The organism is Stenotrophomonas sp. GL_111, assembly GCF_057835245.1.
In genome coordinates this window covers 1,230,311-1,250,264 of the sequence record NZ_CM174421.1, presented here as the reverse complement: position 1 = coordinate 1,250,264, position 19,954 = coordinate 1,230,311, and the positions used below count along the sequence as shown (strand labels likewise).

Sequence of the window (19,954 nt, the reverse complement as noted above, 5' to 3'; positions counted from 1 at the left end):
TGAGGGCCACACTCGGAGGATCAGTGAGACGGGATGTTTGGATGTGGATCGTCCGCTTGCAGAATCCGAATTAATATAGGTTCACCGTTCTTGTAACCGAGCACTAGGAACCAGCGAGAAAAAAGCTCTACCATCGGAATTTGGATAGTCGGATATGTAATTCCTCGCCAGGCCGATGCTACGCTCAACGTAGTGGCTCATCTGCTCACCATCGCTCCTGTTGCAATACCAATCGTCGCAAGTCGGTTCAAGGCGGCCGTTTTCCCGTCTGTAGACGTCACCACCGGCGACCGCAATGCCATGACCACACATACTCTCCAATGCGTTAAGCGCGCCAGCCTGATCAAGCGCCCAGTTGCGCACTCCCAACATCTCCAGAGATTCGCCGACACACAGTATCGAATCAATCTGATTGGACCATACTTTCTGAACCACGGTCACAACTCCCCTTCCGGCTTGAACAACCGATGATTGATGGCACCACCCGCAGCGCCGGCTCTAATTTCGGCCGTAGTGGCTGCAGCAGCAGGATTGGCTAGCGCCGCCAGGCCCACCTCGATCACCACTGGCGAAAGCATGCCGCCCGTTGCCGCTATCGCGCGGGGCTGAAACGTCTCGTATACAACGCCATCGCCAGCTTCCATGCCGTTACGATGCCGATCAACAGAACGCTCTGCTCCTTGTCGCCCCTTCGGATCCGTGAAATTGTACGGATTCCCGTTCGTATACCGATACCTCTTGAACTGTCCAACAGACTGGTTATACACCGTTGCCGGATCAACCGACCGGAACACCCAACTGCGGATCCATACATCGCTGCTGCATGTAGCTCAGCCCGGTGGCTGCGTCGCTTACATGTCCTGTGTACCCCGGTCCATCGGTAACCGCCGCACCTACGACAGCGCCGTATGACTGGTAAGTGATAGGCTTGATTACGGTTCCGCTGGAGTCGATCCTGGCTACAACCAAGCCCGAGGCTTCAGACCGGCGAAGCACTAGAATTTACACCGGTGCCAGATGGATAGACGAATGAGAAATGCCCCTGTTCCCCGCTATAACTTGATTGAGACTTCCATCGGTAGCGATCCGGCTATCGTAGTTGCCAATTCCACATTGCTGACCTTTGCAGGGCATGATGCCTTCCCGTGGCACCTGAGGATTGGAGTAAATTGCAAGCTGGAAGGTGTGAATGGCATGCCGACCAAGGAAGAGGTTGAAGCCCTTGCATGCCTTGAGAGAGAAATTGCCCCCGCGCTTGAGGTAGACCACAATGCAATTTTTCTCGCCCGAATTACGGCTCGTGGAGAACGCGTGCTCCTGTATCGAGTGCATGATCCCGAAATGGCTAATCAGACATTGCAACTTCTGACTTCCACGTCAGATGTCCTGCGCGAGTGGGAATATCAGATGGAGTACGATGTCGACTGGATATTGGCGAAACCGGAGCTGGACCTACTAGTACAGCCTTCTCGCTCTAACTAGCCGTGATCGCTCATTGAGCCCAAGTGGCAATGCATGCACCTGGGTTCAATGTTCAGTGCATCCATTGTTCGACCAAGACACGCGAGCAGCGCCACTTTTTTCTGATCACTAACAACCGAACTCACTCTTGCACGCCTCCATTCGGGCCTCGCGTCTTGGATTACTGCGAGAGTTTGCATTTACCTTGTTAGCTAGCGCCCCTCCTTGGGACTTAGCCCCGCCATTACTTTCAATAAGTCGCTGCTCGCGCCCGGCGATTGCATAAGGATTTGAAAAGTTCTTGCCCACCGCGGCAGGACGGTACCCATCTGCAGTTTTGGCTTGATGATCTGGCTGAGCTGTACGCTTTGCCGCCTGTTGCTCAGCCTTCCCCGTTCCACTCATTTTCCCTGAGTAGGTAGGTTTGGCTGGATGGTCACGGGTGCAGGTCATATACGTCTTATCGACCATGTTAGCAATCGTTCAGACGCCCCGGACCGCCACGCCACCACCCGGAATAGCATCGAATGCATCACCTGCTGGTGCACGTTGAATCGCCTCGTCAGGAGGTGGTGTGTTCGCCGAGTCGAGGTGCGCCATGGCTACAACGAAGAAGACAATTACAGGACAAGCGGGGCAGCGACCATCTGGATCAGTGAAACGGTATGGATTGTTATAAGCGTATGCATAACGATTGAAGTGTCTCGAATCGCTGCCATCTACCGTCACCGGATCCACCGACAGGAACACCCCCAGCTGCGGATCCATGTACCGCTGCTGCATGTAGCTCAGCCCAGTAGCCGCATCGCTCACATGTCCGGTGTACCCCGGGCCGTCTTCAACTTGCCCACCGACAACCGCCCCATACGGCTCGTAGTCATAGCGATTGATCACATTGCCGTTGGCATCAGTCTCGGCCACAACGGAGCCAAGGGCATCAGTGTGGATATAGGTGATCGTTTCCTGCGCCCACGCCCACGCCGACGACACCGATGAGATGCCGATCAGTGCGATGCAGCAAAGCCATACTCCCAGCAGGCCTTTCCTCTGAATTACTTTCTTGAGCTTCCCGGCGCCTGAAAACACGCCTCCAGCCCCCCCCCCCTCATCTCAACTCCGCGGGCCTTGCACTCTATAGGTTCGAATCACCATCTTCGTCCGCTGCCTTCTGTTGAAACCGAATGCCATTGGCCTCAACCAAGGCTGCGCAAGCAGCCGCGAATTCATTTGCAAATTCAGCAACCGGAAACGTCAAAGGCACACCCTCACTAAGCACCCGGGAGTCGTGTAAAAACTCGACTTCCAAATGATCCAGGCCGCGCTCTGAATTTATCTCACAAAGTAGCTGCCCACGAAAAGACATCTCAACTGCAAGGAATTCGTACTCATTCCTCGAAACAAAGTCCAATGTGAAGTCGCTCATCAGTAGTTACCTCGACGGATCGAGAAATCCAGAGAAAGTTCCATCCTTATTATAGCGAACTCCTTGCCCCGTAGATGTCCGGTACTCAAAGCCGCCACGCGAAAGCTCAGTTCGACTCCCATTCAGCGCCGAACGTACGAAGTTCTCTGCGGCCAAGTTCTTCTGATCAATTCCGCCCTTCAATGCGCGGAAAGATCCACCCGGCCTTCCTGCGTGCTTCTCCCATGCACGCGCAGCAACAGACAAGCCTGAAGTATTGAATGGCTTGTTTGCAGCGCCAATCAAGGGGCCAATCTCGTTCACTTCAGTCTTCAGCGCAAAGATGAAAGCGATAGAGCTGAGATCAGAACTTCCTCCGTCGGGGAACATTTCCGGAATTTGCATTGCGATAGCGGCGAGCGCGCCAACGGCGATCTCACCTGCCTGCTGTGCTCTGACTGCTTGCGCGCCACTATAGCCTTGTGATGATTGTGAGCCCCCGCCTGAAGATTGCTTGTTCCGCCCTGTATCAAGCGGACTCCTAGTCGAAGTCCACGCCATGCCCATGCCGTCGCATGTACTCTTGATGCGTGAGCCCGTGCATCCAAATCTTCCATCTGGATCGAAGAATTTGTACGGATTCCCGTTCGCATACCGATACCGGTTGAACTGTCCAACAGGCTGCTCATACGCCGTCACCGGATCAACCGACAGGAACACCCCCAACTGCGGATCCATATACCGCTGCTGCATGTAGCTCAGCCCAGTGGCCGCATCGCTCACATGCCCTGTGTACCCCGGGCCATCCTCAACTTGGCCACCTACCACCGCTCCATACGGCTCGTAGTCGTAGCGCTTGATCACATTGCCGTTGGCATCGGACTCGGCCACGACCGAGCCGAGAGCATCGGTGTGGATATAGGTGATCGTTTCCTGCGCCCACGCCGACGACACCGATGAGAGTCCAATCAGCGCGATGCAGCAAATCCATATCCCCAGCAGGCCTTGCCTCTGAATTACTTTCTTGAGCTTCCCGGCGCCTGAAAACACGCCTCCAGCAATCCCCCTCAACCCGGTCATCCTTCCAATCCCTGAAAGAGCCTTCCAGCAAGGCCATGACTTCATATCACAACGTGTGACTGCAGGGTACTTTGGGCAGAAATGTGGGCGTCATGCGTCATAGCGACCAGTAGGGTGAGTTGGCCCAAGTGCCGGTGAAGCCACCGACCCGCGTCTCCCGCTTACTCTGGGACCGCGTCGACGAATGCGTAATTCGGCGCCGCTCAATGTCCATGAGGTTGCCGGCCAGCGGCCGGCACTACCGTCAAGCGGCCCACAAACAAAAAGCCCCGACCAAGGCCGGGGCTTTTCGCTGTTTCTGGTGCCGGAAATAGGAATCGAACCTACGACCTACGCATTACGAATGCGCCGCTCTACCAACTGAGCTATTCCGGCGAAGCAGGCAATTCTACGGGGTGAGGGCCGGAATGGTCAATTGCGGCCTCCGCCCCGCCCGGCGGGCCCGGGCCGGCCTGGCCGCCCCGGACACACCCTGCCCCTTAGAACCGGTAGCCCAGGCCCAGCATCACGCCGTTCTGGTCCTGGCCGTCGCGGCGCTCACCCACGTAATCGAGCATGATCGACAGGTGCTCGCTGGCGCGGCTGGTGACGCCCACGTTCCAGGCCAGCACCTGTTCGCCCACCGCTTGGCTGGCGGCACCGAACACCAGGTCCGGAGCTGCGGTGAACGCGGTGCTGTAGCGGGCCTGGGTGTCGCCCAGTTCCTTCTGCCAAAGCACCCGCGCGTGCGGGGTGATGCGCTCGCCGGCGCGGCCTTCGAAGGTCTTGGACAGCTGCAGCCCGGCACCCACGAGGATGCTCTCCAGCCTGTCGCTGCGGCCGGCCAGGGCGCCCACCCCGGCATCTTCGCGGAAACGCACGCTGGAACTGCGCGCGTAGTCCACCACCGGCAGCAGCGGCTGGATCACCAGGCCGTTGGCGGTGGTGAAGGTGAACGCGTGCTCCAATCGTGCGGAGACGGTGTTGCCGTCGTACTTGGCGCGCAGTGGCGCTTCCAGTCCGTCGATGCCCGCGACGCTGCGGCGGGTGTCGTGGCGCAGGTCGGTGTAGCGCAGCGCGGCGCTCACATAGCCGCGTGCGTACACCGCATCCACATACCCGCCCACGTCCAGCGCGCGCACGTCGCCGGTGAAAGCGGCACCGTCGCGACCCTTGGTCGACATGTCCGCTGCCGCCACGCTCACGCCCAGGGTGACCCTGTCATCGGCCACGCGGGTGTCGGCACCGAGCACGATGCCGCCGGTGGTGTGGGTCATGCCGGCCACGCCGCCATCGGCCTCGATGCGCCCCTGGCTGCCGAAACCACGGCCCCAGAAACCGGCATTGCGCGGGCTGCTGTCGGCGCTGGTGCCCGCGGCGTCGGCCGGCTGCACCAGGTGCATGGCCAGTTGGTTGAACAGGCTGCCGTGGGCCATGCCCGGCTGTGCCGACGCGGCCTGCGCAGCCTGTGCGGCCAGACCGCTGGCATCGCCGCCGCTGCTGCGCATGGCGAACTGATGCTGCTGCACCACGTTGCCGATGCTGCCCACCAGCGCCGCATCCGCCAGGCGCTGGGTAGCGTGACCATCGCCGCGCAGGCTGCCGACCTGCTGCTGGATCACGTCGCGGTCGGCGAACTGCAGCGAGGCCAGCAAGGGGCGCAGCGCGGCATTGTTGCCGTTGGCGGCGCTGGCCAGCGCGCGTCCCAGGCCGTCGCCGGCGTTGGCGCTGGTGAACAGCGACAACTGGTCGAAGCCCGGGTTGGCGGTCAACCACAGGCCATCGGCAGTCTGCTTGACGTTGAAGCTCAGCAACGAGTTGTGTCGCGGCCGGAACACCTCACCGTCGGTGATGCTGGCGGTGTAGCCGGTATCGCCCAGGCGAACGGCATCCTGGAAGCCCTGCTGGTAGATCGGGCCCTGCACCAGGTCGCGACGGTAGCTGCCGTCGTAATAGCCGCGCGCCACGTTCAACTCCAGGTACGCGCCCGCCGAAATCACCAGCGCGCCGTCGGTCTGCGCGTCATCGAAGAAGGTACCCACGCGCAGCCGGCCGGTGTCGGTGCCACCGGTTTCGGTGACATCGAACAGCACCTTGCCACCCGGCATGATGTTGACGTAGCCGTGGGTGACCAGGTCGCCGCCGCGCGGCATCAGCGTGCCGTACACACGCAGGCGGTTGAAGCCGTCTTCGCGCCACGATGGGCCGGTGCCACCGCGCAGTGCAGCAAAGTCCATGCTGGTACCGGCGACGTCGCCGTGGCCCACCAGCGCACCGGCGGCCAGCACCCGCACTTCGGACGCGCGTAGTGCACCACCCTCCAGCGCGATGGTGCCGTTGTCGACCAGCATGAAGTCTGCGCCGGTGGTGGCCGCGGTGCGCCAGGTAGCACCGTTGGTCACGCGGATCACGCCCATCGAGTTGGCCAGGGTCGACGCATCCAGGTCGGCCAGGCGCAGCTTGGACAGCAACTGCGCCTGGATGCCGGCGTCGTTGAGATAATCCTGCACCGAGTTCGCGCCGATGCCCTGTGGGCCGCTGCTGGATGCGTTGTAGATGCTTTGTGCCAGGTTGATATAGGTGGACCGCCAGTTGGTGCTCCAGCGTGCAAAGTCATCATCGACGAAGGCCTGCAGCTGGCGCCCGGTGCGCAGGTAGCCGACGTTGATGTCGCCACTGACGTTGGCGGTCACGTTCAAGGTATCGCCCGGGTCGCGATAGCCGGCCGCAGTAACGATGTTGTTGGTATGGATGTCCTGGCCCGGGAAGGTCTCGCGCTTGCTGCCGCTGCCATCCGGGTCGAAGCTCACCGAGTTGCCGCCGGTCCGCGCCGGGTCGGCGAACACCAGCAGGCCATTGGGCTTGGCAACTTCGTACATCGCCTTGTGCAGCAGCGCCGGGTCCATGCCGCCGCCGTAGTTGCCGGTGTAGATCTGGGTCATGCGCGACGACGGCGTGTAGATCACTTTGCCGCCATTGCTGGCGGCGTGGATCTGCACCGAGTCGACAATCGGCAGGTCGCCGGCCAGGTAGCGCTCCACCCCGCCGGACTGCATGATCGAGCACGATGAGATGCAGTGGCCGGACACGATGGTGTTCAACCCCGACGTGCGGATCACACCCTGCAACCACTCGCCGGCGATCAGCGCGCCGCCGTTGGAGGTGCGCAGCACCACTTCGCGGATCGGGCGGCCTTCGGCCTGCGCCTTGGCCAGCAGCGCCGGCAACGACACCACATCGGCGTAGGTCACCCCGCCACTTAGGAAGATGCGATCCCCCTGCACGTGATAGTTCATTGCGGCGGCTTCGCCGCTCGCACCGATCGCGGCCATGCCCAACACACCCGCCAACGCCACACTCAACACCGAATACTTCATTTGTTCTCTCTCTCCAGAAAGGGTCTGCCCGCGCAGCACGCGGGACCCAGAGCAGAACGGTGCAGAGCGCCGATCTCCCCCACCGACCCTTCGACGGAAATCTAAACTCATTCAGATTCAGCCGGATCTGACATGCACCCTTCCCCATCCCGTCAACGTCGCGTAATACTCGATCGTCAGTGGTTCAACGCCGTTCGAGGTTTCCGCTCTGTCCGTTCCGTCTCCCCTGCTCTACAGCGCGCCCGATCCGTCACCGATGCCGGAGACCTTCACTGCGTTCGTGCGCGGGGAGCGCGCGCCGTTGTGTGCGTTCCTGCGTGCGCGTGGCGCCAGCGCCGACGACGCCGAGGACATCGCGCAGGACTGCATGGAACGCCTGATCCGCTACCAGGCGCATTCCAGCGAGGAACTGCGCCTGCTGCTGTACCGGATCGCGCGCAACCGCCTGGCCGACCGTGGGCGCTCGGCGCAGTCGCGCCCACACCTGCCGCTGGATGACAGCGATGGCAGCGATGAGGCTTCATCCACGACGCCCAGCCCACTGCGCCAGGCCGAGTCCGGGCAGATGCTGGCGATCCTGCGCCAGGCCTTGTTCAAGCTCCCCGAGCGCTGCCGCGAGGTCTACCTGCTCAACCGCATCAGCGGCATGAGCTATGCGCAGATCGCGCGCCACCGCGGCATCACCGCCAAGACGGTGGAAAAACACATCGCCCGCGCCCTGCAGGGACTCCGCCAGGAGCTGGGCCCGGACATCTTCCGCAAGGACGGGAAACCATGATGAGTGCTGCCGAACACGACAGCCGTGACGCGATTTTCGAACGTGCCAGCGAATGGGTCGCACGATTGGAGGCACCGGACTGCAGCAGCGCCGAGCGCGATGCGTTCGAAGACTGGCTGGCGCAGCACCCCGAACACGTGCGCGCCTGGGCACAGGCCGAGACCCTGCACCAGCAGGCCGAGGCGCTCGCCAGCGATGCATGGGCGCGGGCCAGCACCGCACGCATCGCACGTCCGCCGCAACCGCGCTGGTGGCCGCGCGTGGCGATGGCCGCGGGCATCTGCCTGGCCGTGGCGGGCGGCGGGATGGTTGCCATCGATGGCAACCCGACGCCACGCCAATACGCCAACGCCGGGCGCCTGCCACAGCAGCTCACCCTCGCCGATGGCAGCGTCGCCACGTTGGACGCCGGCAGTGCGTTGAGCACCCGCTTCGGCTGGCGCGCGCGCCATATCACCCTCGAACGCGGACGCGTCCAGCTGCAGGTGGCCGCATCGAGCAGAACGCTGCGCGTGCACGCCGGCAACAGCACCATCCGCGACATCGGCACCACCTTCCAGGTGGAACGTGCTGACAATGGCAGCGTGACTGTCGCGCTGCTGGAAGGCGCAGTGGACGTGACCAGCAGCGGCACGCAGGCCAGTCAGCACGTGCTCGAACCAGGGCAGCAGTTGCAGGTGGCGGACTCGGGCCGGATGACGCCAGGGGTGTTGTCGCGACCGGCCGCCGAAGGCTGGCTGCAGGGGCAACTGGTATTCGATGCGGCCCCGCTGCAGGCGGTGGTGGCGCAGATGAACCGCTACAGCGCCACGCCACTGGTGATCACCGACCCGGCGATCGCGGCATTGGCGGTCAGCGGCACGTTCCGCGCCGGTGATGCCGACGCGCTGTTGTCCGCGTTGGACCAAGGGTGGTCGATCACTGCAACACAGCGCGCGGACGGCGCGCTGGTACTGCACCGCACGCACTGACCTCGATGCCAACGCAGGGGGCAGCAACGCGGGGGCGCTGGCCACACTGGGCCGCGCTGGGGCTCGGCCTGCTGCTGGCGCACGCCTCACTGGCACTCGCCACCCCGTACGAGGCACCTGCAACGGTCGTCTACCGCATCGAACCCGGCGCGCTGAGCGCGGCCCTGCAGCAATGGGCGCGGCAGAGCAACCAGGTGCTGCTGTTCGATGCACGCGAACTGGCCGGCCTGCAGGCGCCACGCATGCGCACCCGGCTGGCGCCTGCTGCAGCGCTGCAGCAACTGGTGGCCGACGCACCGGTCGAGGTGCTGCAGACGTCGCCGGGGGTGTTCGTGGTTCGGCGCCGGCCACCGAGCACAGCGCCCGTCAAGACCGCGCCGCAGACCGTGCGAGCCCCTGCGCCAGCGCCCCGCATGCCCGCGCAGGTGGAGTTGGCGCCAGTGCACGTCACCGGCAGCCGCCTGCCGCGCACCTCCCTGCAGACGACCCTGCCGGTGACGGTGATCGAGCGCGATGAAATACTGCGCAGCGGTTATGGATCGCTGTTCGACCTGCTGCGTCACCTGCCCGGCATGAACGGTCACCCGCCGTTGACCACCGCGCGGGGCGGCGATTCGATGTACCTGCCGGTGGGTGCGGCGGCGACCACCAGTCTGGATGGGATGGGGCCGCGCGCCACCTTGTTCCTGGTCAATGGCCGGCGGCTGCCGCGCTACCCGATGGTGTCGCTGGACCAGGGCGCGCTTACCGACCTGGGCGGGATTCCGCTGAGTTTCGTCGAGCGCATCGAGCTGGTCCGCGGCGGTGCCTCGGCGATCTACGGTGCCGATGCGATGTCCGGCGTGGTCAACATCATCCTGCGCGATCAGACCGACGGCCCCGAAGCGATGCTGCAGGCTGGCGTGAGCAGCCGCGGCGACGGCGACCAGCATCGGTTGCAGCTGGCCACTGGTGGCAGCCGCGAGGACGGCGACCGCTGGTTCGCCGGGCTGGACGTGCAGCGCACCCAGCACGTGGAAGGCGATCGCCGCAGCTGGCATCGCGAACAGGATCGCTATCCGATCGGCCTGCTCAGCGACGAAGGCGGCTACCTGCCGGCTTGGCTGTGCGAGGCCCCGCTGCGACGCGAGAACGACGGCTGCTGGTTCGACAGCGCACGCGCACGTTCGCTGCAGCCGGCCGCCACCACCGCTGCGGCCTACGCCCGCTATCGGCACGATGCCGGCCAGGGCCGCTATGGCTACGTGGAAGCGCGCGCCAGTCAGAACCACCAGCACTTCGCGCTGGGCGCCACCGCGGCGGCACTGTCGCTGGGCGGCGGATTACTGATCAACCATGTGTTCCAGGAAGGCGGCGTGGTGCGCCCGCGCGTACAGACCAACGACATCGACTTCAGCACCGGCATCGGCCGCGACCAGCCCGGCCGCAGCTGGGAAGCCGGCGTCAGTCGGCAGCGCAGCGACGTTTCCCTGACCACCGAAGGCGCGGTGCGTACCCAGCGTCTGTTCGAGGCCACGCGCCAGGGCTTCGTGCCCGGTTTCACCACCCTGCCGGCGCCGCTGGCCAAGCAGCTGTTCACCTCCATCCGCAATCGCGGGCGCACCGATCAGTGGCAGGCGTGGTGGGGCTTGCAGCGTGAGGTGGCGACGCTGCCCGGCGGCCCGGCCCAGCTGGCCACGGGCATCGACGTGCGCCACGAAGCGTGGACCGCGCGACCGGACCCGCAGCTGGGCGAAGGCGAGCTCGCGCTGGGCCTGCCGCTGGCGCAGCGGCGGTTGTCGCGCCCTTCCAGCGCGCTGTACACCGAACTGGGGCTGCCGCTGGTGGACGCACTGCGCGTGGATGTCGCCGCCCGCTGGGACCGCGATGGCGACGACAGCGCGTTCTCGCCCCGCGTTGGGCTGCGCTGGAATCCCTCGCCACACTGGTCCTTGCTGCTGTCCAGCGGACGCGGCTACCGCGCACCCAGCCTGTTCGAACGCCGCCGGCCACCGGGCTACTTCGAGCAGACCGTGCTGCCCCCCTCGCCAGCACTGCCGGCCTGCGCGTACCCGACGCGGCGCGGCTGCGAGGTGGAGGTGGAGGTGGTGGAGAACGATCACCTGAAAGCCGAGACCACCCGCAGCCATTCGCTGGGCGTGAGCTGGCTGCCCGCGCGCGACCTGTCGCTGTCGCTGACCCACAACCGGGTTGAGCTGCGCAACGAGATCCTGGCCCTGCGTCCGCAGGATGCCGTGTGGAACGGCAGTACCTGGGAGCTCGATGAGGACGGTGCGCTGCGGGCGCTGCGGCTGTCGTTCGACAACATCGGGCGTACGGTCTCGCGCAACTGGGTGCTGCGCGGCGACTACCGGCGCGACACGCTGGCGCATGGCCAATGGCGACTGTCGCTGGATGCATTGAAGCAACAGGAGCTTCGCCGCTTCCGCCACGGCGAAACGGTGGATCTGCGCGGCCACGCGACGCCATCACTGGCCGCGGTGCTCACCACGCAATGGCAGAACGCACGCTGGGATCTCGCGCTGCGCGGCAATTACGTGGGCCGCACCCGCGCCTGGCTGCCGGGCGCCAGCTGCCCCGAACAGCAGCAAGCCCAGGGCCGCTGCAACAATCCCGACCAGCTACGCTGGAACCTGCATCTGGGCCGGCAGCTGGGGCAACGCGTGAGCGTGGCACTGGACGTGCACAACCTGCTGGACGCGCAGCCGGTCAACTACCTCACCGGCAACGGCGGCCTGGCGCCGGGCCTGGATGACCCGCTGGGCCGGTACTTCCTGCTGACGCTGCAGGTGCGTTGACGCCCCGGTAGCGCTACGCCATGCGTGGCTGCTCCACCGCGTTGCACTGTCAACGTTACCGATTTGCCAACCCGCTACACCGCGTGAGGTTGCACCGATCGCGCGATGCAGTACTGCGCGGCGTAGTACGTGGCCAGCACGCACAGCGCGGCCATCGGCAGGCCACCGCCAAAGCGGTCCCAGGCCAGGGTGGAATCACTGATGACGAACAGCACCGCACCGCAGGCTGCCCACCGTGCGCTGTGTGCTTCGGCAGGCAGTGGCTGAGGACGCGACCAGGCGCGTGCCAGCGCCAGCGTCGCCATCAACGCCAGCACCGCCACATAGACCACTACCGGCAGGCGCAGCGCGGACGGCAGCAACGGCCACAATCCACGGAGGTTGATTGCCGCAAACACTGCCAGCAGCAGCGCGGCGAGTCCCAGCCCGCGCCCTGCCCGCCAGCCGGCGCGGAACGCCGCGATGTAGCACAGGTGCGCCAGCAGAAAGGCGATCAGCCCGGGCACGAAGGCATCGATGGGCAGCATCAGCGCGATATCGCCGATACACGACAGCAGCATGCCGGCCAGCACCGCGCGCCGGTAGCCGCGACTGAGTGGCGTGGTGGATCGCCACACAATCTGGGCGATCAACAACGTGGCCAGCGGCTTGGCCACCCAATGCAGCCAGCGGCCATCACCGTCCAGGCCGGCACCGACGATGGCGCCGAGTGCCAGCAGCACGATCAGAACATCGCGCAGGCGGGATTTCATCGGGCCTTCCACAGTTCAGCCAGGCGATCGGGCTTGCCCGCAACGCGCTCCAGCGCGGGATACAGCAGGCCACCGTGGTAGTCGAGCTGCACGCTGTCGATGCGGTCAAAGCTCTTCACCAGCAAGGTGATCGGCGCCTTGTCGGTGTGTGCGGCGGCAACGGCGTCCTTGAGATCTTCGCCTTTGAACACACGCCCGTTGATGGCCAGCACGCTCATGCCCGGCGCCAGCCCGGCGTTGAACGCGGGGCTGTCCCACAGCACATCGCTGATCGCCCCGCTGTTGCCCACCGCCAGGCCCAGCGAGTACAGCAGGTTGGTGTTCTTGGCGCGGGTTTCCTGGGCCTTGAACGCCTCGTTCGGCGTGTCGGTGTAGACCAGTTTCCAGCCCGCCGCCTCCAGCCCGCCGGTCAGCGGGCCGTGCCCGTCCAGACGCTCGCGCAGGAAGCCGGCCCAGTCGTAAGGCGCGATGCCGTTCAAGCTGCGCACGACATCCTCGAAGGTGTACGGATTGACGTTCCAGTCGCCGTCGTTCATCCCGAAGAACGCCTTGGCGAAGTCATCCAGGCTGCGCTTGTTGCCGGTCAGCGCGCGCAGCTTGCCCTCCACCTCCAGCCACACCATCTGGCCGCCGGAGTAGTAATCCTCGCTCATCTGGTAGTTGCGGTAGGCCAGTGCGCGGCGCTGGGCGATGGTCGGATCGTTGGTGGTGTCCTGCAGCGTGCGCCAGGCCAGCCCGGGGCGGCCACGGTCATAGGTGGCCGCGACGTTGGCCAGCGTGTCGCGGGTCTGCTGCACGTTCCACAGGCCCGAACGCGCGGCCAGCACCTGGCCCCAGAACTGGGTCTGGCCTTCGTACAGCCACAGCAGGCTGTCGCCCATCGGCACGTTGAAATTGGCCGTGGCCAGGTCCGCGCCGCGGCGGTACTTGCCGTTCCAGGAATGGTTGAACTCGTGCGGCAGCAGATCCCGGCCCGACCACTGCTTGTCCCACTCGGTGAAGTAGCTGGTCTCGGCGCTGTTCTCGCTGGAACGCTGGTGCTCCAGGCCGATCCCACCGAGCTTGCCGGTGAGCGCCAGCAGGAACTCGTAGTGGTCGAAGTGGCGTGCACCGTACAGTTTGTAGATCTGCTGGACCAGCGCGCGGTGTGCCTGGATCTGCTCCGGCTTTGCGACCAGCGACTTGGCATCGTCGGCAAAGACATTCAGATGCACCGGCACCTTCGCGCCCGGGTCCAGGTCGATGCGCTGGTAATGACGCCCGGCGAACAGCGGTGAATCGACCAGGTGCTCATAGCTGATCGGCTTGAACACCACGGTGTCGCCGTCGCGGCGCTCGGTCTCCAGGGCCGTGGCATACGACCAGCCCGGCGGCAGCGTCACGCTGGCCTGGGCCTGCAGGTTGCGGGTGATCACGCCAGCCGGGTAGAGCGAGTTGGCGTTCCATTGCAGGTTGAGCATTTCCGGGGTCATCACCACCCGCCCCTGGTTGCCACCCTGCGGGGACAGGAACTTGAACTCGGCGACGACCGCGCTGGCGCCTTCCGGTACGACCACGCCGAAGGCATACACATCGTAAGGATCACGCGTCCACTGCAACGGCTTGCCATTCGCGCTCACCACCAGGCCAGCCAGCTTGTCGATCGGCCCGATCGGCGAATGGCTGCCCGGCAACCACTGCGGGTACAGCAGGGTCAGCGGGCCCGGCTTGGCCGGAATGGTCGCCTTGACCTTGAAGATGCGCCGGCCGATATCGCGTGCATCCACCTCGATGCGCAGCACGCCCGGCCACGCGATGTCCTGCGGTGGCGGCGTCTGCGCCTGTACGCCGGTGGCGGACAACGCCAGCAGCACGGACAGGACGGCGGTACGCATGTTCATCGGCAAGGCTCCAACGGTGAAACCGTTGATGCTAGTCCTCTGCATCGCCACGCCCCATGGTCAAAGGTCATGGGCGCAGATACCACAAGGCCCGCTTGCGCGGGCCTTGCGTGTCCTTCAGGGCAACCACGATCAGCTGATCAGGCGCAGCCGCAGTTCCTTGGGCAGTGCGAACACCATCGATTCGGGCTCACCGTCGAGTTCGCCGATACCGCTGGCACCGAGCTCCTTCAAACGCGCGATCACGCCGTCGACCAGCACCTGCGGTGCCGAGGCGCCAGCGGTCAGGCCGATGTGCTGTTTGCCGACCACCCAGGCCGGGTCGATCTCTTCGGCACCGTCGATCAGGTACGACTCCACGCCTTCACGGCGGGCCAGCTCGCTGAGCCGGTTGGAGTTGGAACTGTTCGGCGAGCCCACCACCAGCACCAGGTCACAGCGCTTGGCCAGGTCGCGCACGGCGTCCTGGCGGTTCTGCGTGGCGTAGCAGATGTCATCGTTCTTCGGGCCCTGCATCGCCGGGAAGCGGGCGCGCATGGCTTCGATGATGCCGCGGGTGTCATCCACCGACAGCGTGGTCTGGGTGGTGTAAGCGAAATTCTCGGGCTGGTCGATTTCCAGCGTGGCGACGTCTTCCACGTCCTCCACCAGGTAGATGCGTCCGGTGCCGCGCTCGCGGCTCCACTGGCCCATGGTGCCTTCCACTTCGGGGTGGCCGGCGTGGCCGATCAGCACCACGTCGCGCCCGGCGCGGCAATGCCGCGCCACTTCCAGGTGCACCTTGGTGACCAGTGGGCAGGTGGCATCGAACACCTTCAGGCCGCGGCGCTCGGCTTCCTGGCGCACGGCCTGGGAGACGCCGTGGGCGCTGAAGATCACCGTGTTGTCATCGGGCACTTCATCGAGTTCCTCGACGAAGATCGCACCGCGCCGCTTCAGGTCATCGACCACGAAACGGTTGTGCACCACCTCGTGGCGCACGTAGATCGGCGCTCCCAGGGTTTCGATCGCGCGCTTGACGATCTCGATCGCACGATCGACACCGGCACAGAAACCACGCGGATTGGCGAGCAACACGTCCATCGATCAGATACTCCGGCCGGCGCAACGCCGGTTTAGTGCTGGATACAGGAGGGAATTATCCCGCTTTTTTCTCGGCCTTGCCGTCGAACAGCCCGAACAGGGCGATCCCGATCGCACCGACCACGATCGCCGCATCGGCGATGTTGAAGGACGGCCAGAAATGCTCACCGACGTACCACTGGATGAAGTCGACCACGTGACCGTGCATCAGCCGGTCGATCACGTTGCCGATCGCCCCGCCGATCACCAGGGCATACGGTACCGCGCTGCGCCAATGCGCGCGCGGGGTCCGCGAGAGCCAGAAGGCCATCAGCCCGCTGATGCCCACCGCCAATGCGGTGAAGAACCACAGCTGCCAGCCACCGGCGTCGCTCAGGAAGCTGAATGCTGCGCCGGTGTTGTAGGTACGGAACCAGTTCCAGAAGCCCTCGATCACCACTACCGGCTGGTACTCGGGCAGGCTGGACAGCACCCAGGCCTTGCTCCACTGGTCCAGGCCGATGATGGCGGCCGACAGCAGCAGCCAGATCAGCGCGCTCGGGCGCGGGCGGGCGGCGGCCATCAGAACCACCGCCGGTCTTCGCCGGCCCCGTCGATGTTGGTCACGCACCGGCCGCACAGCTCGGGATGGGCGGCAACGCTGCCCACATCGGCGCGGTAGTGCCAGCAGCGCACGCACTTGGTCTTTTCGGTCGGCTGGGCGCTGACGAATACCTCATCGGTGGTCGCCGGGCGCACCTGCACATCGCCACTGATCAGCAGGAAGCGCAGCTCCTCGGCCAGCGGCTGCCAGCGCGCGGCGGTTTCCGCGTTGGCGGCCACGGTGATCTCGGCCTCCAGCGCCGCACCGATCGCACCGTTGGCACGCATCGGCTCCAGCACCTTGGCCACCTGCTCGCGCAGGGCCAGCAGCTGGTCGAAATCGGCCGCGTTCAGCGGTGCGTCGGCCGGCAGCGGGGCCAGGCCTTCGTACCAGGTCGCCATCAGCACGTTGTCCGTGCGCGCGCCCGGCAGGTAGCCCCACAGCTCGTCGGCGGTGAAGCTCAGGATCGGGGCGATCCAGCGCGTGAACGCCTCGGCGATGTGGTACATCGCGCTCTGCGCCGAACGGCGGCCGCGCGAGTCGGTCGGCATCGTGTACAGGCGGTCCTTGGTGACGTCCAGATACAACGAGCCCAGGTCGACACTGCAGAAGTTCAGCAGCAGCTGCACGATCTCGGCCATGTTGTAGCTGGTGTAGGCCGCCTTGATCTTCTCCTGCACCTCGAAGGCGCGGTGCACGATCCAGCGGTCCAGCGCGACCATGTCCGCCGGTGCCACCAGGTGCTGGGCCGGGTCGAAACCGTCCAGGTTGCCGAGCAGGAAGCGCGCGGTGTTGCGCAGGCGCCGGTAGGCGTCCGCGTTGCGCTTGAGGATTTCCTGCGACAGCGACATTTCATTGCTGTAGTCGGCCGAGGCGATCCACAGGCGCAGGATGTCCGCGCCCAGGGTCTTCATGATGTCCTGCGGCTCGATGCCGTTGCCCAGCGACTTGGACATCTTGCGGCCCTTCTCATCCACGGTGAAGCCATGGGTGAGGCACTGCTTGTACGGGGCGTGCTTGTCGATCGCCACGCCGGTCAGCAGCGAGGACTGGAACCAGCCGCGGTGCTGGTCCGAGCCTTCCAGGTACAGGTCGGCGGGCTTGCCGAAGCCGCGCGCCAGCAGCACGCCTTCGTGGGTGACGCCGGAGTCGAACCACACATCCAGGATGTCGGTAACCTTCTCGTAGTGCGGCGCTTCATCGCCGAGCAGCTCGGCGCTGTCCAGCGAGTACCACACGTCGATGCCTTCGGCCTGCACGCGGTCGGCGACCTGCTGCATCAGTTCGACGGTACGCGGGTGCGGCTCACCGGTTTCGCGGTGGGTGAACAACGCGATCGGCACGCCCCAGGTGCGCTGGCGGCTGATGCACCAGTCCGGGCGGCCATCGACCATGCTGCCGATACGCGCCTTGCCCCAGCTCGGGAACCAGCCCACGTTGTCAATCGCGGCCATCGCGTCGCGGCGCAGGTTGGCCTTGTCCATCGAGATGAACCACTGCGGGGTGGCGCGGAACACCACCGGGGTCTTGTGCCGCCAGCAATGCGGGTAGCTGTGCTCGATCTCGACGAAGGCCAGCAGCGCGCCACTGTCGCGCAGCACATCGACGATCAGCGGCTGCGCCTTCCACAGGTGCACACCCGCCAGCACCACCTCGCCGGCCGGCGGGGTCGAGGGCAGATACACGCCACGGCCGTCGACCGGATTGATCTGGCCGGCGTTGTACTGGTCCATCAGCCCGTACTGCTGGCTGACCACGAAATCTTCCTGGCCGTGGCCCGGGGCGGTATGCACCGCGCCGGTACCGTCTTCGTCGGAGACATGCGCGCCGTTGAGCAGCGGGATGTCGCGCGAGGGATAGAACGGGTGGGCCAGCAGCAGGTTCTCCAGCGCGGCACCGGCGGCGTGGCCATGCGCCACCACCTCTTCAACGCCGTAGCGGCGCAGCGCGCGCTCGGCCAGGGTGGCGGCCACCACCAGCCAGCGGCGCGTGCCGTTGTGGGCGGGGCCTTCGACCAGCGAATACTGGATGTCCGCGCCCAGCGACACCGCCAGCGAAGCCGGCAGCGTCCACGGGGTGGTGGTCCAGATCGGCACCGCCACCTCGACATCGGCCGGCAGGGTCACGCCGAAGCGCGCCGCCAGCTGCGTCGAATCGCGCGCGACGTAAGCCACGTCGATTGCCGGCGAGGTCTTGTCCTGGTACTCGATTTCCGCCTCGGCCAGCGCCGAGCCACAGTCGAAGCACCAATGCACGGGCTTGGCGCCACGCACGATGTGGCCGTTGGCGAACACCTTGGACAGCGCGCGGATTTCATTGGCTTCGAAATCGAAGCTCAGCGTCTTGTACGGGTTGTCCCAGTCGCCGATCACGCCCAGGCGCTTGAAGTCGCGGCGCTGCAGCTCGATCTGCTCTTCAGCGAATTCGCGGCACTTCTGGCGGAACTGCTCGGCATCCAGCTTGACCCCGACCTTGCCCCACTTCTTTTCGACCGCGATCTCGATCGGCAGGCCGTGGCAATCCCAGCCCGGCACGTAGGGCGCATCGAAGCCGGCCAGGTAGCGCGACTTGACGATGATGTCCTTGAGGATCTTGTTGACCGCATGGCCCAGGTGGATCTGGCCATTGGCGTACGGCGGGCCGTCGTGCAGCACGAACAGCGGGCGGCCCTGCGCGTTCTCGCGCAGGCGGGCGTACAGGCCCTCGTCTTCCCAGCGCGACAGAATGCCCGGCTCGCGCTTGGGCAGGTCGCCGCGCATCGGGAATTCGGTTGCCGGCAGATGAAGGGTGGCTTTGTAGTCCTGGCTCACGCAGTGGCTCGCAATCTGTGTTCGGAAAGGATGTGACGCGCCTGATCGGCGTCACGGTGCATCTGGTCGGTCAACGCCGCCAGATCTTGGAACTTTTCTTCATCGCGCAGCTTGGCGACAAACTCTACTTCGATATGCCGACCGTACAGGTCGCCCTGGAAATCGAACAGATGGGCTTCCAGAAGCGGCTCCACGCCGTCCACGGTCGGGCGCGTGCCGAAGCTCGAGACCGACGGCCACGGCTGGTCGAACACGCCGTGCACCCACGTCGCATAGATGCCCGACAACGCCGGAGTCTTCGGGAAACGCAGGTTGGCGGTCGGGAACCCCAGCGTACGGCCGAGCTGGCGGCCGCGCACTACCCGGCCCCCGATGGCATACGGGCGGCCAAGCAGGTCGTTGGCATGGGCGAAATCGCCGCTGCGCAGCAACTGGCGGATGCGGGTGCTGGAAATGCGCTCGCCGTGCAGGTCCACAGGCTCGATCGCACCGGCGGTAAAGCCCAGCGCGGCGCCCATCGACTGCAGCAGGGCCAGGTCGCCACGGCGGCGGTTGCCGAAGCAGAACTCCGGGCCGATCCAGACCTCGCGCGCGCCCAGCCGCTGCACCAGCAACTGCTGCACGAAGTCTTCGGCCTGCATCGCGGCCATGCGCGCATCAAAGCGCAGCAGCCCGATCGCATCCACGCCCAGCTCGTTCAACATGGCCACCTTGTTGCGGGCCAGGGTCAAACGCGGCGGCGGCTCGCCCTGGGCGAAGTACTCGCGCGGCAACGGCTCGAACGCCACCGCCACGGCTGCCACGCCCAATGCGCGCGCGCGCGCCACCGCATGCCGCACCAGCGCCCGATGGCCCAGGTGCAGGCCGTCGAACGCGCCAATGCAGACCACGCTTCCGTGCGGGAACAAGGCCCCGCCTTCGATACTTCTGAACAACCTGCTCATCAACTGGGAATCCGGCCCACCAGGACCGATGCGTTGCAAGGGATAGCCATGAAGTA

Annotated in this window: 16 protein-coding genes and 1 tRNA gene; 4 read left to right on the top strand and 13 right to left on the bottom strand. The window is 65.1% G+C overall.

What is annotated here, in order from left to right; all coding sequences use genetic code 11:
• Positions 1 to 81 precede the first annotated feature (81 nt).
• Positions 82 to 372: an Imm40 family immunity protein gene (gene imm40 / locus AC3IPM_RS05675; protein ID WP_489304016.1), complete on the bottom strand. Its 291-nt coding sequence runs from the start codon at positions 370 to 372 to the stop codon at positions 82 to 84.
• 65 nt (positions 373 to 437) lie between these two features.
• Complete coding sequence (locus AC3IPM_RS05670) at positions 438 to 794, bottom strand: RHS repeat-associated core domain-containing protein (protein ID WP_489302982.1); 357 nt, start codon at positions 792 to 794, stop codon at positions 438 to 440.
• 235 nt (positions 795 to 1,029) lie between these two features.
• Here AC3IPM_RS05670 and AC3IPM_RS05665 point away from each other — a divergent pair, with 235 nt between their 5' ends.
• Positions 1,030 to 1,482, top strand: a complete 453-nt coding sequence (locus tag AC3IPM_RS05665) for a DUF695 domain-containing protein (protein ID WP_489302981.1) — start codon at positions 1,030 to 1,032, stop codon at positions 1,480 to 1,482.
• A gap of 462 nt (positions 1,483 to 1,944) precedes the next feature.
• Here AC3IPM_RS05665 and AC3IPM_RS05660 read toward each other — a convergent pair whose 3' ends face one another.
• From AC3IPM_RS05660 to AC3IPM_RS05640, 5 genes are all read right to left on the bottom strand, one after another.
• Complete coding sequence (locus AC3IPM_RS05660) at positions 1,945 to 2,547, bottom strand: RHS repeat domain-containing protein (protein WP_489302979.1); 603 nt, start codon at positions 2,545 to 2,547, stop codon at positions 1,945 to 1,947.
• 46 nt (positions 2,548 to 2,593) lie between these two features.
• Entirely contained in the window at positions 2,594 to 2,884 is a 291-nt protein-coding gene (locus AC3IPM_RS05655; protein ID WP_489302978.1) for a hypothetical protein, read from the bottom strand.
• Positions 2,885 to 2,890: 6 nt separating this feature from the next.
• Positions 2,891 to 3,943 (bottom strand): RHS repeat domain-containing protein, encoded by a 1,053-nt coding sequence (locus AC3IPM_RS05650; RefSeq protein WP_489302976.1) that lies wholly within the window; start codon positions 3,941 to 3,943, stop codon positions 2,891 to 2,893.
• 299 nt (positions 3,944 to 4,242) lie between these two features.
• Positions 4,243 to 4,318, bottom strand: a tRNA-Thr gene (locus AC3IPM_RS05645).
• 104 nt (positions 4,319 to 4,422) lie between these two features.
• The gene (locus AC3IPM_RS05640; protein WP_489302975.1) at positions 4,423 to 7,299 is read right to left on the bottom strand and encodes an autotransporter domain-containing protein; all 2,877 of its coding nucleotides are present in this window, start codon (positions 7,297 to 7,299) and stop codon (positions 4,423 to 4,425) included.
• A 256-nt stretch (positions 7,300 to 7,555) separates the two neighbouring features.
• Between AC3IPM_RS05640 and AC3IPM_RS05635 the strand changes: the two genes are divergently transcribed.
• Genes AC3IPM_RS05635 through AC3IPM_RS05625 form a run of 3 tightly spaced genes read left to right on the top strand, consistent with a single transcriptional unit; the run spans position 7,556 to position 11,846 of the window.
• Entirely contained in the window at positions 7,556 to 8,077 is a 522-nt protein-coding gene (locus tag AC3IPM_RS05635; protein WP_489302974.1) for an RNA polymerase sigma factor, read from the top strand.
• Positions 8,077 to 9,048, top strand: a complete 972-nt coding sequence (locus AC3IPM_RS05630) for a FecR family protein (protein ID WP_489302973.1) — start codon at positions 8,077 to 8,079, stop codon at positions 9,046 to 9,048. The genes AC3IPM_RS05635 and AC3IPM_RS05630 overlap by 1 nt, the downstream gene beginning before the upstream one ends.
• A 5-nt stretch (positions 9,049 to 9,053) precedes the next feature.
• Positions 9,054 to 11,846: a TonB-dependent receptor plug domain-containing protein gene (locus AC3IPM_RS05625; protein ID WP_489302972.1), complete on the top strand. Its 2,793-nt coding sequence runs from the start codon at positions 9,054 to 9,056 to the stop codon at positions 11,844 to 11,846.
• A 74-nt stretch (positions 11,847 to 11,920) separates the two neighbouring features.
• Here AC3IPM_RS05625 and AC3IPM_RS05620 read toward each other — a convergent pair whose 3' ends face one another.
• The 6 genes from AC3IPM_RS05620 to AC3IPM_RS05595 form a co-directional block, all read right to left on the bottom strand.
• Positions 11,921 to 12,598 (bottom strand): lysoplasmalogenase, encoded by a 678-nt coding sequence (locus tag AC3IPM_RS05620; protein WP_489302971.1) that lies wholly within the window; start codon positions 12,596 to 12,598, stop codon positions 11,921 to 11,923.
• Positions 12,595 to 14,478, bottom strand: a complete 1,884-nt coding sequence (locus tag AC3IPM_RS05615; RefSeq protein WP_489302970.1) for a M61 family metallopeptidase — start codon at positions 14,476 to 14,478, stop codon at positions 12,595 to 12,597. Before AC3IPM_RS05615 ends, AC3IPM_RS05620 begins: the two co-directional genes overlap by 4 nt.
• 132 nt (positions 14,479 to 14,610) lie before the next feature.
• The gene (ispH, locus tag AC3IPM_RS05610; protein ID WP_489302968.1) at positions 14,611 to 15,561 is read right to left on the bottom strand and encodes a 4-hydroxy-3-methylbut-2-enyl diphosphate reductase; all 951 of its coding nucleotides are present in this window, start codon (positions 15,559 to 15,561) and stop codon (positions 14,611 to 14,613) included.
• A 55-nt stretch (positions 15,562 to 15,616) separates the two neighbouring features.
• The gene (lspA, locus tag AC3IPM_RS05605) at positions 15,617 to 16,123 is read right to left on the bottom strand and encodes a signal peptidase II (protein ID WP_489302967.1); all 507 of its coding nucleotides are present in this window, start codon (positions 16,121 to 16,123) and stop codon (positions 15,617 to 15,619) included.
• On the bottom strand, positions 16,123 to 18,954 hold the full coding sequence (gene ileS, locus AC3IPM_RS05600; RefSeq protein WP_489302966.1) for an isoleucine--tRNA ligase: 2,832 nt from the start codon (positions 18,952 to 18,954) through the stop codon (positions 16,123 to 16,125). Before ileS ends, lspA begins: the two co-directional genes overlap by 1 nt.
• Entirely contained in the window at positions 18,951 to 19,898 is a 948-nt protein-coding gene (locus AC3IPM_RS05595) for a bifunctional riboflavin kinase/FAD synthetase (RefSeq protein WP_489302965.1), read from the bottom strand. Before AC3IPM_RS05595 ends, ileS begins: the two co-directional genes overlap by 4 nt.
• Positions 19,899 to 19,954 lie beyond the last annotated feature (56 nt).

Excerpts from the sequence above, each read along its gene's own strand:
- imm40 (WP_489304016.1), bottom strand. The coding sequence starts at position 372 with ATGTTGGGAGTGCGCAACTGGGCGCTTGATCAGGCTGGCGCGCTTAAC.
- AC3IPM_RS05665 (WP_489302981.1), top strand. The coding sequence starts at position 1,030 with ATGAGAAATGCCCCTGTTCCCCGCTATAACTTGATTGAGACTTCCATC.
- AC3IPM_RS05655 (WP_489302978.1), bottom strand. The coding sequence starts at position 2,884 with ATGAGCGACTTCACATTGGACTTTGTTTCGAGGAATGAGTACGAATTC.
- AC3IPM_RS05650 (WP_489302976.1), bottom strand. The coding sequence starts at position 3,943 with ATGACCGGGTTGAGGGGGATTGCTGGAGGCGTGTTTTCAGGCGCCGGG.
- AC3IPM_RS05640 (WP_489302975.1), bottom strand. The coding sequence starts at position 7,299 with ATGAAGTATTCGGTGTTGAGTGTGGCGTTGGCGGGTGTGTTGGGCATG.
- AC3IPM_RS05635 (WP_489302974.1), top strand. The coding sequence starts at position 7,556 with ATGCCGGAGACCTTCACTGCGTTCGTGCGCGGGGAGCGCGCGCCGTTG.
- AC3IPM_RS05630 (WP_489302973.1), top strand. The coding sequence starts at position 8,077 with ATGAGTGCTGCCGAACACGACAGCCGTGACGCGATTTTCGAACGTGCC.
- AC3IPM_RS05625 (WP_489302972.1), top strand. The coding sequence starts at position 9,054 with ATGCCAACGCAGGGGGCAGCAACGCGGGGGCGCTGGCCACACTGGGCC.
- AC3IPM_RS05620 (WP_489302971.1), bottom strand. The coding sequence starts at position 12,598 with ATGAAATCCCGCCTGCGCGATGTTCTGATCGTGCTGCTGGCACTCGGC.
- AC3IPM_RS05615 (WP_489302970.1), bottom strand. The coding sequence starts at position 14,478 with ATGAACATGCGTACCGCCGTCCTGTCCGTGCTGCTGGCGTTGTCCGCC.
- ispH (WP_489302968.1), bottom strand. The coding sequence starts at position 15,561 with ATGGACGTGTTGCTCGCCAATCCGCGTGGTTTCTGTGCCGGTGTCGAT.
- lspA (WP_489302967.1), bottom strand. The coding sequence starts at position 16,123 with ATGGCCGCCGCCCGCCCGCGCCCGAGCGCGCTGATCTGGCTGCTGCTG.
- AC3IPM_RS05595 (WP_489302965.1), bottom strand. The coding sequence starts at position 19,898 with ATGAGCAGGTTGTTCAGAAGTATCGAAGGCGGGGCCTTGTTCCCGCAC.